Below are 13,291 nucleotides of genomic sequence, written 5' to 3'. Positions count from 1 at the left end.
GGGATAGTCTAAGACCCTCTTTCTCCTTGCCTTCCAGGCATTTAATCAGCCACCCTGTACCGGAACTCTGTACCGGACGACACGTCCGGAGCATTCCGGAGGCTCCAATGCCGAAGAACCTGAAACGACGCTATCAGACCTGGTATGCCCGTCTGGAAGTCCCCGGCGACGTGCGGGAGCTACTGGGCCGGTATGAGTTCGTCCAAAGCCTGAAGACCGACAGCCTCAAAGAAGCCGAGCGCCGGAAATGGCCTCTCCTGGACCGCTGGCAGGCGCAGATTGACGAGGCTCGCGGGCAGCTCGGCGGAGACCCCGAAGCCATCGGCTGGCGTTACGCATTGGCTCAGTCAGAGACCGATGCAGATGGCAATAACCCCATCAGTCACTTGCTCGTTGATAGAGCCGAGGAGATTGAATATCGCAGCGGATACAAGGCTGCCAAAGACTTCTACGACCGGGCCAGCGGCAATAAAACGGAAATCTGGCCCCTGGCCCTTCAATGGCTGTCCGAATCTGATTACCCCGCCAAATCCGAGACCATGCACCGCCAAGGATTGACGCTCCTTTCTCAGAAGCACCCCTGCATTGAGGACATAGACAGGAAAGCCGCCGCCGCTTTCATCCGCCAAGACCTCGCGGGTGGGGACCGCAGCCGAGAAACGGTCAAACGGATGATGAGCACGTTTCGCCAGTTCTGGAGATGGCTGGACGGTAACGGCTACACCGAAGGGCCTTCCCCCTGGACGAATCAGACCATCCCCAAGAACAACTCCAACGGCTCCACCAAACAGCCGACCAAGCGACGCCCCTACAACGAACCCGAGGTTCGGGCTCTACTGGTGGCCGTAGATGCCACCGCCCAAAAGCATCCGGCTGACCCTCTGATCGTTCGGCTCATGGCAGTCACTGGCATGAGGCTTGATGACGCCTGCTCACTCGGAACGGATGATGTGGCCCCCGATTCCGAGCGAAACGGCGTTATCTGGCTCAACATCCAGGAAGGAAAGACAGAGAACGCTACTCGCAAAATCCCGGTGACCGACCACACAACATTCGGTCTACTCAAGAATCGACTGGAGCAACGGATAGAAGACGGCCATGCATGGTTTTTCCCGGAGTGCCAGCCAAAGAACCGAAATGGCAGTGCTTCCGCCGCAGTCAGCAAAAGGCTAGCGAGACATGCCCGCCAGCATGTTAGTGAAGACAAGGCTCTTGCCCCTGCTCATGGTCTGCGCCATTGGGTTCAAACCAGAGCAACCCAAAGTGCCCTCAGAATCCCCCAAGTGGAGAAATTCCTGGGCCGTCGCACCAATGTCATGGGGCTGGATGTGTACTATACCCCGGATCGGTTCGAGTTCGTGGAGGTGGCCCAGGCGCTGGAGCTGCCGGAGGAATGCCAAGGGTTCCCCCTGCACGGCTGAACACATTCACAAGAGTTCCGACAATTCATCCTGCTGGTTCTTGAGCGTCCGGAATGCTTCATCAAAAACCCCGAAGTCTCCCGCCGTTAAGCCCAACTGAACTTGATGGTCCTCCGCTGCTTGCAAGAGACGACTCAGCGCCATGCCATAAGCCGTATAGTTCGGATCGCTGGCATCTGTGTCTTCTATGGCTTTCGCCAAAGACTGAGCGGCAATCACCACCTTGTGGGGGCGACCACCTGTCATCTTCCCACTTAAAAGTTCCCCCAAGATATCCCAGCAATCCCTAACCAACCCAGTAGCCGTGCTCTGTGGATCTCCCTCGAAGTTCCCGTTCTCCTTCTCCTCTCTCAGCAAGTTCTCAATCAAGGCCGCAGCCTGAATTTTCCTATACGTTGACTTGATCCCGCGAAATATCCCCATATTGCTCCCTCCAGAACAGAACCAGCCCAATGGACTCCCCAATGGACTCAGTTGTCTGTGTGTGGCGCAACCCCGTTTTCTATACGCCGCAAATTTTTGAGCGGGTGTTGATTACACTGGCGGCGGCGAGTTTCCCCCGTGGGGGCCCCTCTTAGCTACCCTCCCAGACAAGCACAGGAAACCAGGCTTGTCACGAACGTGAAGCGAGACGCCCGCTGCCGGTACATTCCAGGGAATCCCTGCTGCCGGGACCGCCACCATCATGCAGGGGGTGGCCTTCACGGGAACCACATGGACCGGCCTTAGGCGCAAACGAATGACCGCTCCGGCCTGTCCCTTCTGTATGCGTTCGCGTCAAACCGTGGCAGGCCCTGCGCACCTATCGGCCCGTCCCATCATTGCCTGGCTTGAGTCTGAATCCCGACCACCACCGCCAAGAATCTGCCCCGTCTATCAACCTGCCTGCCGCCGTTACTCCCTCCAGACGCGCGCTGCTCGGACCACCGCGACCCATGGTTTCATTTGGGTACGCCCAGACCGAACCACCCAAGTTCTGCCGTGAAATCCCGAACCATGGTTTTGACACCACCCTTACCGAACCGCTATTGTCAAACCATCCAAATCAAACCACCCTCACGGGAACAGGAGCAACTATGTCGTTCATCCGGGCATACCTTCGGGCCAGCACAGACGATCAAGACGCCAGCCGCGCCAAGGAATCCCTTCGGCAGTTCGCCAGCGAACGGGGCCAGCGCATCGCCGCCTACTACGTCGAGAATGAATCGGGGGCCAGCCTGAAACGGCCCGAGTTGTTCCGTCTCCTGGAAGATTGCGGCGAGGGGGATATTCTCCTGGTCGAGCAGGTGGACCGTCTCAGTCGCCTAAACGCGGACGATTGGGAGCGCCTGAAGGCAGAGATCCGCAGCAGGGGCGTGAAGGTGGTGGCGCTGGATCTGCCGACCTCATGGAGCATGGCAGACAACCAAGGGGACGAAGTAACAGAGCGGATGCTCCGGGCCATGAACGACATGATGTTAGATATGCTTGCCGCACTGGCCCGAAAAGACTACCAAGACCGCCGACGCCGTCAGGCGCAGGGGATTGAAAGCGCCAAGGCGAAAGGCAAGTACCGGGGACGGCCCAAGGACACAAAGCGCCATGAAAGGATCATCAGGCTACTGGAGCGGGGACTGTCCTGGTCTGAGGTAGCAGAAGAAACCGGGGCATCCCGGTCTACCATCAGCAGAGCTGTAAAGGAACACCGACAAGGGGCGCGATGACGCCCCCGCGTCGCCAATGATTCGGCTCTAAGGCCACTGAGAGTGGCACACAGCGGATTTTCATCGAGAGGTGAACCCTACCGGCAGCGCCCTTCGCCGCCCTCAGTGGACTCTCAGTTCCTCCGCCTCCGCTGAGCATACACCCTGCCGCATCCCCTGCCTCATGCTGCAATACCACACAGAACGCCCCGGAGAAGCCGCACAGCGCCCGCTTATCCCGTATGCCCGCCTACCCTAGCGCCTAGCCCATGCGCGCCCCTCAGTGGACTCTCAGTCCCCGCACTTGGCTCCACAACTATCCACCGGGAGTCTGTCTACACGTCACAAAGCGGGAAACCACTCGCGGTTCCCAGCAGCGACATACCAGGAGCGCCAAGACTCCATCAAGACCAATAGTTCATGGTCACCGATAGCGGTGTAAAGGTGATTGTGCTTCACTTCAAAGGTCAGCCCCATGAGTTCAATAGTCATTGATCTTACTCCCGTTGCGTTGAAATTCGTCGTCAGCACATCAGAACAAACTTCACGAGTCAACCATAAAACGCTGATCTCGTTTGGCATATGTCAAACTGCGCCCAATGCCAGCCTTTGACATACACCAAAGAACACCGCTACACCACATGAAACGCTTCCCTGGTTCCCACCAACAACGCTAACTGCATAACCCTTCCCGAAAAGGAACGGATGCGAGCCTCGGCGGAAAGAGCGTTGCAATGGTTCGCTGGACCTGGAGGTCCAGACGCGGCGCTAGCAGGAAACACCCACTAATTGCAATGGTTCGCCGCCTCCAGCACTAGCACTGACAAAGACACGCACATGATTGGAAAGCCACCACCCTGTGGACAACTTGTGGAAAACTTGAACCCACAATTTCAGGGGGAAGCTAGAAGAAAGTCTCTCCCTAAAGATAACCATTAGGAAGACCTAAGGATGGCCCTTGGGATTGCCTCAGGGGATCTACAGCCCTCCTCTAAGTCCTATCCCATTCAGGACAAATAAATATCCTCTCTCTAGCCCCCCCTCAGACACAGAGGCCAAGAGCATCCCTTATGGATAACTTGCTTCCACAATCAAGGGTGAAACGACAGTTTCTCCCCCATTTGACCCACTAAGTCTCACCTCAGGGCTGCCCTAAGACCTACATAGGGACACCCCAATGCCTTATCTAAGTCCTATCCCATACAGCACAACCAACCTATCCCTGTATCTTGGTCTTATACATGGCCTACAGGGGACGCGAAGGCAGGCCGTAGTCCACGTCAAGCAGCCTAGATGACATCTTCAGTCTACTAGAACCGACGCACGACCTACTGAAGTCCAATCTCAGAGGCAATCCCATCAATGCCCCGCCACGGCTAGCGGACACGCCTCCCAGAAAGACCTCCTATCTCCCAGATAGCCTAGCTTGCTCCCACAATATCAGGTGAAGGCCACATACCAAGGCCCCGCCACGTATCACCAGGACAGACCAGAAACACCGCATCCTCTAGAGTCCCGCTAATGCTCCGGCTACGGACGGAGAAAGATCCGTGTTTGTGGTGTGTCCTGCTGCGATAGGACACAGAGCAGGCATTTGGAGCTTGGAAGACTCCATACCTACTTCTTGGTTTGCCCACCGGGGCCCCGGTGGGCTTTTTTTCTCCAATTAGCACTCAAGGTCAACCGAGAGCAAGGACCAATGAGCGTCCGAGCCACTGAGAGTCCACGGAGAGGCACATCTTCCTTACCCGCTAGGGGAAGGCCATAAACACCCCCAACCACGGCGTGAGTGGCCTCTCAGGAGCTCTCAGCGACCATTCCGCCCAAGTGCGGCACCACCTCCGCACAAGCAACGAACCAATAGCCGAAAGAAGGACCGCATCAATGAGTGAAAGCTACCGCACGAACACAGCAGACGGACTGCCCTTCAGCGTCAATATGGACAGCCTCGCGATTGACGCAGAGGAATGGGTAAAGGACGAAGACAGTAAGACTCCCGAGGCCAAGCGTCAGATGCATCGCAACCGGGCAAAAGCCCAGGCCCGGAAGAACGAGCAGTCTCATACCAGTGAGGAGCTGGAGCGTATTCGGGCTGACCTCAAGCACCACCAAGAGCAGCGGGCCGAGAAGGAAGAGCATCTGAACAACGCCTCACATCAGATGGCGCGGGGAGAAGGGAGCCTAGAGGAAGTCGAGACCCTCCGGGATGAGATTGCCCATCACGATTCCGTGATTGATGCACTGGAACGGGCAGCCCATGTCGAGCAGGACAAGCTCGCGGAAGAATACAGTGACAAGCTAGAACGCGCCCAGGCCAAGCTCAGGGAACAGATCGATCAGGCCACGGATGAAGTGGGGAACTCCTTGGAGAAGCTGGAGAAGGATGTTAAGAAACTGGAAGCGTCATTCGACCGTGTGCATGACAGCTTTCGTGCCCTGATTCCGCTGACGAAGAGCCCCCGCGCGGGGATGCTGGTCTCCAATAAGATGAAGGAAGTCGCCCAGCTTGTAGGCGAGAGGATTGGTATCGAAGGTGGCAACGGTCCCCGAAATCGTGACCAGACCTTTACCCGCCTGTCTCCGAAGCGCGGAGACTTCCAGAACTACGCCGAGATTCCAGAGTATCTGGAAGACCTCCCGGAACCCGACGCGGACTAAATAGACGGTGCGTCGCAGCACAAGGGCCTTGGGGCATGAGCCCCAGGCGCTTGGCAATAAGGCTAGTTGCACAGCCGATTTGCGCCCCTCCTCCTTCCTCAGCACGCACGCACCTTTTACCCATAGGCAGTTGGACTGACGCAGCCAGCACCCCGGTGGCCTAACCGAGAACCCCGTTCAAAGGCCGCTCAATGGCGGAGCTGCGTGTAAAACGGGTTGCCCGCGCGCTGCCCTGTAATTTTGTCTATTTACACTCAAGGAAATAAATATGACCAACCAATCGCCACACCTACAAGTATCTCAGTCCCGCAAACGACTGAGCCAAAGTTTCTCCTTTGACCCCCGCACCAAAGAGACGCTAAACGATGTCCAAGTGAGTCTCAACGGTATGAGCGGCTACAACTTCTCCCGCTCAATCGTCCTTCGAGTCGCTATTGAGAACCTGGCACGAACCATCGAAAGTGCCATGGAGATGAACAACCATACGGCGCTTGAAGCACTGAGCAAACGGGCTTGGGCTCACTCTAGCAAGAAGGGAAATAAGGAAGTAGCAAAATGAGCGAAGCACAGAAGACCAACGACAAGCAGATCTGTAAAGTCGGCGACTATGACCGACCTACCCACCGGCAGCTCCGGAGAATGCAAGGGCTGGTCGAAAGAGCGTCCGGAAAGAAGTACAGCTTCTTGGAGCTTGCCCGGACGGCAATCCGCCGTCAGACGAAGAGCCTCCACATCCTCAATGCAGTGGATGACAAGGAGGTTCTGAAAATGGCTATCGACTGCCAGAAGGAACGCGAACGCTGCTCCAGGGAATCGGAAGATTGAGCCGTTTGGACACATGGGGCTGAAGAGATGACAGAACATCAAAAACGTCCGCCTGAGTGGAAACACCCCAGTCAGCGTAACCGGGTGCCAAGCGCTAAGACAGAAGCGGCCTGGGAAGCATTCTGGGAGGGTAAGCTAGATGGCTTGACGCTCATGGATGCGGCAAAGAAAACCGGAGTGTCGTTCACCTACATCAGCGCATTCCGGAAAGCAGCACGCTTCCTGCCTCACAAAATCGGGGAGGGTGCGCCGTGCTCGTGGGGGGATGTTCCCAAGAAAAAGAAGGCGAGTAAAAAGAACAGCTATCTTCCCGATGTAGAGCGTATGGAACCACTCTGTTCGTGGATCAAGGGAAACAATAATGCAATTGGTCTTACTGAAGAGACCGAGGCGGTAAGGGAGATGACGGCAATCTTTGACCGACTGGATTGGGACGAGGAACGGATTGGTCAGGCGGTACAAGCGGCCTGGCGTGAGGTGCCCGCCCAGGAGGGCGCAGACGGGTCATTGTCGGACAAAGAAGCTCGCAGGCAAGCACTCAGGATTAACCCGTCATCTGTGATTGCTTTCGGCTAACCACCTACTAACAGGTCCATGCCGAAATTGATGCTTGGCATGGTGTTGTGAACTGAACTCGAACGTGATAACGCAAGCAAACAAGATTGGCAATATACGCCAGAGCAAACGAGAAGGAAAAGTGGAATGAGTGGAGTGAATGACGAAGGCAATGAAAAGGGCCGTCAACCGATTGAAGTACCGGTCGAAAGAGGGCAACAGCCCTCCCGGCCATCCTCTGGTCAACATGACCAGCCTATTGGGCGTGCTGAACGTCCCCAGCGTCTCAGTCGAATCCAGCGCAAGCGGCTTGAGTCACAGATCGAAGACGAAGCCATGAGCTTCACTGAGGCTTTCGCCGCTGGGCGTGAGCTGGACGCAGTTGCTCCCGCCATTGCGGACCACATGAAAGCCGACACCCCGGAGTCCGATCCGGCATTCGAGTTCACGGAAGATGTCTGGAGTGATCTGACCAAGGACATTCCCGCTGACGACCACCACATCTTCGAGGATGCGGAGTCCCGAGAGGAAGCCGACAACATCCGAAAGCGTTACATGGAGGAACGCGAGGTGGAAGAGCAGATTGCCCAGGCAGGGTGGACGGGCACCAGCGCACGGTTGCTGGCCGGGGTTCTCGATGAGTCGGCGCTAGCAGCAGTGGCGCTAACCGAGGGCACGGCAGCGCCCTGGATCTTTTCTGCCAAGGCAACTCGCCTGACGCGCACCCTGCGGGCCGCTGGGGCTGCCGCCGGTACTGAGGGTGCCATCCAGTCCTACATCAACACCCAACGGGAGACCAAAGGTGCTGATGATGTGGTCTTCGCTGCCTTGATGGGCGCGGCCATTGGTGCTCCGTTCGGTGCCATTGCACGTCCGGTCGGTAGTCCGGGGACCGAGACCGAGCTTCCCGGCCAGGTCACTGGACTGGCGAATGATCCGGAACGGTTCACCCGAGCTGCCCAGCAGTGGAACGAAGAGCAGATGAAGGATGCCGTTCAAGTGGCAACCCGTCTGGATCGTACTGAGGTTGACCGTGCGGTGGACAACCTGAAGGCCAACCAACAGGCCCTGAGGGAAGTCCAACAGGAACTGGAAGGCACCCGAGTAGCCCGTGAGCGTCTGGAGACAGAGACTCCCCAAGAACGTGTGCTGCGTGAAGAGGGAGTGGATACCACGCCGCAGCCTTTGAGGGACCGAGGGGACCTGGAGGCCGCAGCTACGCATCGCCAACATAGCTCCCGTGAGGACGATCTGGATGAAGCTGTAATCCAAGCGTTGACTCCACAACGTCACGGACGTATCGGACGCAAGGAAGGCTCCAAGATCCGTGAGCGTGCCCAGCAGCGCGTCCAACAGGCAGCCCGAGACCAAGCCCATGAAGCTCAGGAACTCCCTCAGCGGACCCGCGAGTTGGAAGAAAGGGCTGACCATCTCCAGCGTTTGATCCAGGACCAACAGGCAGAGCTTGATGCTCCTGCCCGTAGCCGCATGGGCATCGGCGCAGGTGAAGAGGTCCTTACGGGCCGCGCACAAGAGCAGCGTCCGTCTGTGTTCGACGCCACCCCGGCGCAACAGGCCCGAGCCCCGGAGACGGGGACTGGTGGTGACGCAGGTGCGGCTCAGGTTGAGGGTGTCCGAATGGACCCCATCGACTCGCCCATTGATGAAGATGCGGTCCCGGAAGCGGTGTCCCACCGTGCCCGTGTGCCTTACCAGAAGGCCCGCATCGACATGGCTGGCCGTCTTATGGCGTCCGACAGTGCCACCATGAACTTCCTGGCCCGGACACTGCTGTCTGACCCGCTTGCGGGAGACAGTGGACGCCGGATTGTGGGCCAAGCAGACCAGCAGGTGCGGATGCACTCAGCGGCTGAGACTCAAGATCGTCTGTTTACCGCTGGAGCCGTGAACTTCCTGAAGAACGCCCTGCCTGCATGGAAGAACTTTGCTCGCGAACAAGGCCATAACTTCTGGAACCGGAATTTCCCCGGACCTGCCCGCACGCAGTTCTTCGAGCGTGTCACCCAGGCCATTCGGACTGGTGGAGACGAAGACGAGAACGTGATGCGTGCTGCGCAGGCCATTCAGGACGGCAACAAGGCCATCTTGGAGCGTGCCCGTCAGGCTGGACTGGCTGGCTTCGAGGAAGTCCAGGAGAACATGCGGTACATCCACCGTCAGTGGGAACCCAACAAGTTCCATGCTCTGACGAATGATCCCGAGGTAGGGGGCGCGGGTATCCGTGACCTGTTGACCGAGGCCATCATCCGTGGTGATCCAAACACGCCGAGGAACGTTGCTGAGTCCATGTCCAAGGCCGTGTTCCGAAGGTTCAACGCCAAGGGCCACGGTCTCCAAGCGACGTTCAACCGGGCCTTCTTTGGCCGGGACGTAGATGCGACCCGCCGAATCCTGAGGGAGTCCAATCTGGACGAATCCGAGATTCAAAACGTGGTCCGTCATCTACAGGCAGCAGACCGTCAGGCCGGTGCCGATGATGCCGGTCAGATTTCCTTTGCTCGCCAACGGATTACCATGGACGAAGACACGGCCATTGATCTCCCGAGTGGGCGCAGGCTGCACTTCTCGGATTTGACCGAGAACAATGCTGAACGCCTGCATATCAGCTACTTGAGGAACATCACCGGCCACATCGCGGTTGCCCAGCGGCTCAGGCCGCACCTGGACCCGGAAGAGGTAGCCCAGCGGGGTATCCGCACTGATGCTGAGTTCGACCGGCTGAAGAACGTTGCAGCGTCCGAGGGTGCTACCCCGAAGGAGCTGAACGACCTGACGATGGCCTACAACCTGATTACGGGTCGGCCACCGGAAGACAATGTGAACAGCGCCTTCCATCAGGTCCTGAGGTTCGTCCGTGACTGGAACTTTACGCGCCTCATGGGGCAGGTGGGCTTCGCCCAGATTGCCGAATGGGGTCCTGTGATGTCTCAGGTAGGCGTGACGACTCTGCTGAGAAACGTCCCGAAGTTCCGGGATATTGTCCAGCGGGGCCGTAACGGTGAACTGGAAGAACCCATCCTGAGGGAGATGGAAGAGTTCGAGCTGGTCTTTGGTGCCGAACGTATGGTCATCCAACCGGGCTACCGTATGGAGCCCCACGGCATGGAAGGCGACTCGGGCGTCCGAGCACTCAACAAGGCATCCAACTTTGTGGAGGTTCTGAAGCGAGGCGTCGGTGATCTGTCTGGCATGTCTGGAATCACCATCTACATGCAGCGCATGGCCGGACTCAGTGCCGCCCACAAGATGCTGAAGCTGTCCAAGGCAGGGCAACTGGACAACGCCCGTGTGCGTTCTCTGGGACTGGATGAAGACATGATCCCCAGGGTCCAGCGAGAGCTGGCCGAGAAGTCTGGCAAGAAGCAGATGGAGAGCGGTCGGTATGCTGATGTCCTGAACCTGGAGCAATGGGAACCCGAAGTGCGTGAGGCATTTCTGGATGCCATGCACCGCTGGGGCTCCCGGATGGTCCAACGGAACCTGCCGGGTGAACTTCCGGCCTTCATGCACACGACCGTTGGCCAGCTTCTGGGTCAATTCCGCTCGTTTATGATGAACGCTTACCAGAAGCAGCTCATGCAGGGCATCAACATGAAGGATTTTCAGACCTTCACCACGTTCATGTTCTCCATGATGTGGGCCGGTGGTGCCTATGCGGCCCAGCAGTCGCTGAACTCGCTTGGTCGCCCGGATGCTGAGGACTTCCGGGAAGAACGTCTGTCCATGCAGGAGATCGGACTCAGTGCCTTCCAGCGTGCCGGGTTTGCGTCCCTGCTGCCGGGTGCGGTGGACACCATTGCGCCGATGACTCCCATGCTGGATGACGGCATCTTCAACTATGGGCGTTCCAGTGGTCTGGCTACAGACTTCATCACGGGCAACCCCACCATCGACTTCCTGGATTCCATGCACGGGGCCATTCGTGGCCTGTCTGCTGCACCATTCCGGGATGACTATGAATACTCCCAGAACGATTTTCAGAACCTATGGACCGCACTGGCTCTGAACAACGTGACGGGTATCCGCAACGTGGGGAACGTCCTGATGGACGACCTGCCCCGTGAATCCATCCGTGGCGAACCACAATCCATTGAGGATCTGCTAGGCATAGACGAAATCAGGTAGCCCCAGGGAGGTCCCTCCTTGGGGCCTCCTTCACTTTTTACACCCGCCCCGGTAACTTTACCTTTCCCCACCCTATCCTGCCGCACCTTTCTTTACTTTACCCGCCCTTATACCCCACCTTCACCCATCACCCGATTTTTATTTCTCTCAATCTAACCCCCCTCCCCTAAACGCAACCGGCCTTTCCCAAAAACCATCGCTCGCAATGCATTGACCAACGCCCCGACCAAGAGCGTTGTTCGTTATTCATAGCGTGAATGTATTGTGTCTTCTCTCACTTCACAAGACTCTTTGTTTGAAGAGACACAAGCCTTTTTAACTTGCAGGCTAGAATGCCTGATTGCATCATTAGTCTAACCTAATGCAGCCCACTATTAACAAATTCTTCACTCTTTACCCCTTCCTTTCATCGCCTTGATCGCCTTGACGATCAGAAAAAATAACGCTACCCCGATGGCTATGGTGCCTAACGATTGCAGAATTTCCATGGATGTCTCCTGTAGCAGTCGGTAAACGTTGAAGCCTTTACGCTTCATTATCAAGGCCAACACACCCACCACGACCAACGCAAAGGCCATCGGGATCCAGATAGGGCGAGGAACTGGAGCCAAACCGAAGCGCTGTCAAAAGTGAGGCCCAGGGTTACGAAAACCCGGATTAAGGGGAAGCTGAACCCGCATGAGTCGGGGGTGAAGTCTGGAGCCCAGCGCAACTAGGTCTAATTGGCGGATTTGAGACCACTGCCAACGGTGGTCTACCCATTGAAGACCCGTGAGCGGTTACGAGAGAGAGAGAGAGAGAGAGAGAGAGAGAGAGAGCACGTTGCCAGCTCTTCGGGAGCAGCGGGGATGGCATCCGACCAACACGGGAAGAGCCCCGTAGCAGGGCCGCCGTGTACCGGCACCCTGTACCGGAAACCTGTACCGGATGCAATACGAAGCCATCCAGAAAAGGTTTTATTTTCAGGTATTTACATCATTTCAGAGGAAATGGCGTCCCCGGCAGGCGCCACACCTTCAATATATATGATTGATTCGAAAGCGTTGATTAGCATCCATAAATCGGGTGTACCCCCATATATACCCCCACGTACTCGCCGCTGTCTACGCCAATTCAAATGGGGGCTCACCCGGGTACAGGCGCGATATATACACGACATATACAATCGAATCGTGCCAGCCCACTGCCTGGCAGTTACGCGAAGCACGAAGTCGACATAACGCGGACAAGCTTGCCCTTAGACCGCGCAAAGGGGCCACACATGGGCCCCAACAATAGTCTGAAACAATCACGGTGGCTCACACAGTGAGCCTGACTGTTTGAGATTACTAATCGGCTGCCCATGTACCGCACACCAATCCTTGGACACCGCGTAAGCATGGTCGCGCCGCTCTCGGCATGGCCTCAAGGTAGTCAGCACGGACCAACGCCGACCACCGGAACCCAAGGCACTCCAGCAGACAGCCCTGGTTGTACCGCACCCGCCAGCGCTGCAGGGCCTCATTGAAGTCCACTACGGTGCGGGCCCATGGCACCAGATCAGCTATTTCTTGATGGTGCGCAAGAACCGCTCAATCACGCCGTAGCCCTCCTGGGCGTAGACGAACGCCGGCGAGCAATCGAGGTAAAGGAAGCCGAGCTCCTGCAGGAAGGCCTCGCTCAGATATTGGCTGCCATGATCGTGGCGCAAGGCCACCGCCGGCGGCGATGTCCTCGTGGAAGCCGGCGAAGACCCTTCGCACCGCCTGGCGCAGCGGCTCCAGCGCCTCGAAGCGGGTCCCGGGTCGAGCCACGTGGATCCCCAGGCCCTCGGCGTTGTAGTGGTCCACGACGGCAAAGACCGTCACCTGCCCGCACTCCGGCAGGAAAGTCGTGGTGGCGTCGGTCGCCCACATCCGGTTGGGCGCCTCCGGAACGATGGTGCCGTCGTGCACGTCGGGGCCGAGGTTGCGGCGGGCCCGATACGGAGCGAGCAGCTCGTGCTCGCGCATCACCCGCATCACC

General features: G+C 57.5%; 9 protein-coding genes and 1 pseudogene. 7 read left to right on the top strand and 3 right to left on the bottom strand.

Features of this window, described 5'->3' with window-relative positions; genetic code table 11:
* Positions 1-107 precede the first annotated feature (107 nt).
* Positions 108-1,421, top strand: coding sequence for a DUF6538 domain-containing protein (locus C998_RS0102660; RefSeq protein ID WP_018869304.1), 1,314 nt, complete (start codon positions 108-110; stop codon positions 1,419-1,421).
* Positions 1,422-1,427: 6 nt separating this feature from the next.
* Here C998_RS0102660 and C998_RS0102655 read toward each other — a convergent pair whose 3' ends face one another.
* Complete coding sequence (locus C998_RS0102655) at positions 1,428-1,844, bottom strand: hypothetical protein (protein WP_018869303.1); 417 nt, start codon at positions 1,842-1,844, stop codon at positions 1,428-1,430.
* Positions 1,845-2,497: 653 nt separating this feature from the next.
* Between C998_RS0102655 and C998_RS0102650 the strand changes: the two genes are divergently transcribed.
* Positions 2,498-3,124, top strand: a complete 627-nt coding sequence (locus C998_RS0102650) for a recombinase family protein (protein WP_018869302.1) — start codon at positions 2,498-2,500, stop codon at positions 3,122-3,124.
* 321 nt (positions 3,125-3,445) lie between these two features.
* Here C998_RS0102650 and C998_RS14780 read toward each other — a convergent pair whose 3' ends face one another.
* Entirely contained in the window at positions 3,446-3,685 is a 240-nt protein-coding gene (locus C998_RS14780; protein ID WP_156001254.1) for a hypothetical protein, read from the bottom strand.
* A 1,302-nt stretch (positions 3,686-4,987) separates the two neighbouring features.
* Between C998_RS14780 and C998_RS0102640 the strand changes: the two genes are divergently transcribed.
* The 5 genes from C998_RS0102640 to C998_RS14765 all read left to right on the top strand — a co-directional run bounded on the left by C998_RS0102640 (position 4,988) and on the right by C998_RS14765 (position 11,287).
* A complete protein-coding gene (locus C998_RS0102640; protein WP_018869300.1) occupies positions 4,988-5,761 on the top strand; it encodes a hypothetical protein in 774 nt (257 codons plus the stop codon).
* Positions 5,762-6,029: 268 nt separating this feature from the next.
* Positions 6,030-6,320, top strand: a complete 291-nt coding sequence (locus C998_RS14775; protein WP_156001251.1) for a hypothetical protein — start codon at positions 6,030-6,032, stop codon at positions 6,318-6,320.
* Positions 6,317-6,586 carry a hypothetical protein gene (locus C998_RS0102635; RefSeq protein WP_018869299.1) on the top strand — a complete coding sequence of 90 codons (270 nt, stop codon included), beginning with the start codon at positions 6,317-6,319 and terminating at the stop codon, positions 6,584-6,586. The genes C998_RS14775 and C998_RS0102635 overlap by 4 nt, the downstream gene beginning before the upstream one ends.
* A 27-nt stretch (positions 6,587-6,613) precedes the next feature.
* Positions 6,614-7,162 (top strand): hypothetical protein, encoded by a 549-nt coding sequence (locus C998_RS14770; protein WP_156001248.1) that lies wholly within the window; start codon positions 6,614-6,616, stop codon positions 7,160-7,162.
* 126 nt (positions 7,163-7,288) lie between these two features.
* Positions 7,289-11,287, top strand: coding sequence for a hypothetical protein (locus tag C998_RS14765; protein ID WP_156001245.1), 3,999 nt, complete (start codon positions 7,289-7,291; stop codon positions 11,285-11,287).
* Between the two features lie 1,571 nt (positions 11,288-12,858).
* Here the strand turns inward: C998_RS14765 and C998_RS14760 are convergent.
* Positions 12,859-13,291, bottom strand: a pseudogene (locus tag C998_RS14760) (hypothetical protein); the annotation flags it as partial.

Source organism: Thioalkalivibrio sp. ALgr3, from assembly GCF_000377325.1.
Lineage (GTDB): Bacteria > Pseudomonadota > Gammaproteobacteria > Ectothiorhodospirales > Ectothiorhodospiraceae > Thioalkalivibrio.
The sequence above is the reverse complement of the archived record's forward strand: the minus strand, read 5'-3'. Positions and strand labels throughout refer to the sequence as shown.

Bases quoted from the DNA above. Each gene is read 5' to 3' on its own strand.
- C998_RS0102660 (WP_018869304.1), top strand. From the start codon at position 108: ATGCCGAAGAACCTGAAACGACGCTATCAGACCTGGTATGCCCGTCTG.
- C998_RS0102655 (WP_018869303.1), bottom strand. From the start codon at position 1,844: ATGGGGATATTTCGCGGGATCAAGTCAACGTATAGGAAAATTCAGGCT.
- C998_RS0102650 (WP_018869302.1), top strand. From the start codon at position 2,498: ATGTCGTTCATCCGGGCATACCTTCGGGCCAGCACAGACGATCAAGAC.
- C998_RS14780 (WP_156001254.1), bottom strand. From the start codon at position 3,685: ATGCCAAACGAGATCAGCGTTTTATGGTTGACTCGTGAAGTTTGTTCT.
- C998_RS0102640 (WP_018869300.1), top strand. From the start codon at position 4,988: ATGAGTGAAAGCTACCGCACGAACACAGCAGACGGACTGCCCTTCAGC.
- C998_RS14775 (WP_156001251.1), top strand. From the start codon at position 6,030: ATGACCAACCAATCGCCACACCTACAAGTATCTCAGTCCCGCAAACGA.
- C998_RS0102635 (WP_018869299.1), top strand. From the start codon at position 6,317: ATGAGCGAAGCACAGAAGACCAACGACAAGCAGATCTGTAAAGTCGGC.
- C998_RS14770 (WP_156001248.1), top strand. From the start codon at position 6,614: ATGACAGAACATCAAAAACGTCCGCCTGAGTGGAAACACCCCAGTCAG.
- C998_RS14765 (WP_156001245.1), top strand. From the start codon at position 7,289: ATGAGTGGAGTGAATGACGAAGGCAATGAAAAGGGCCGTCAACCGATT.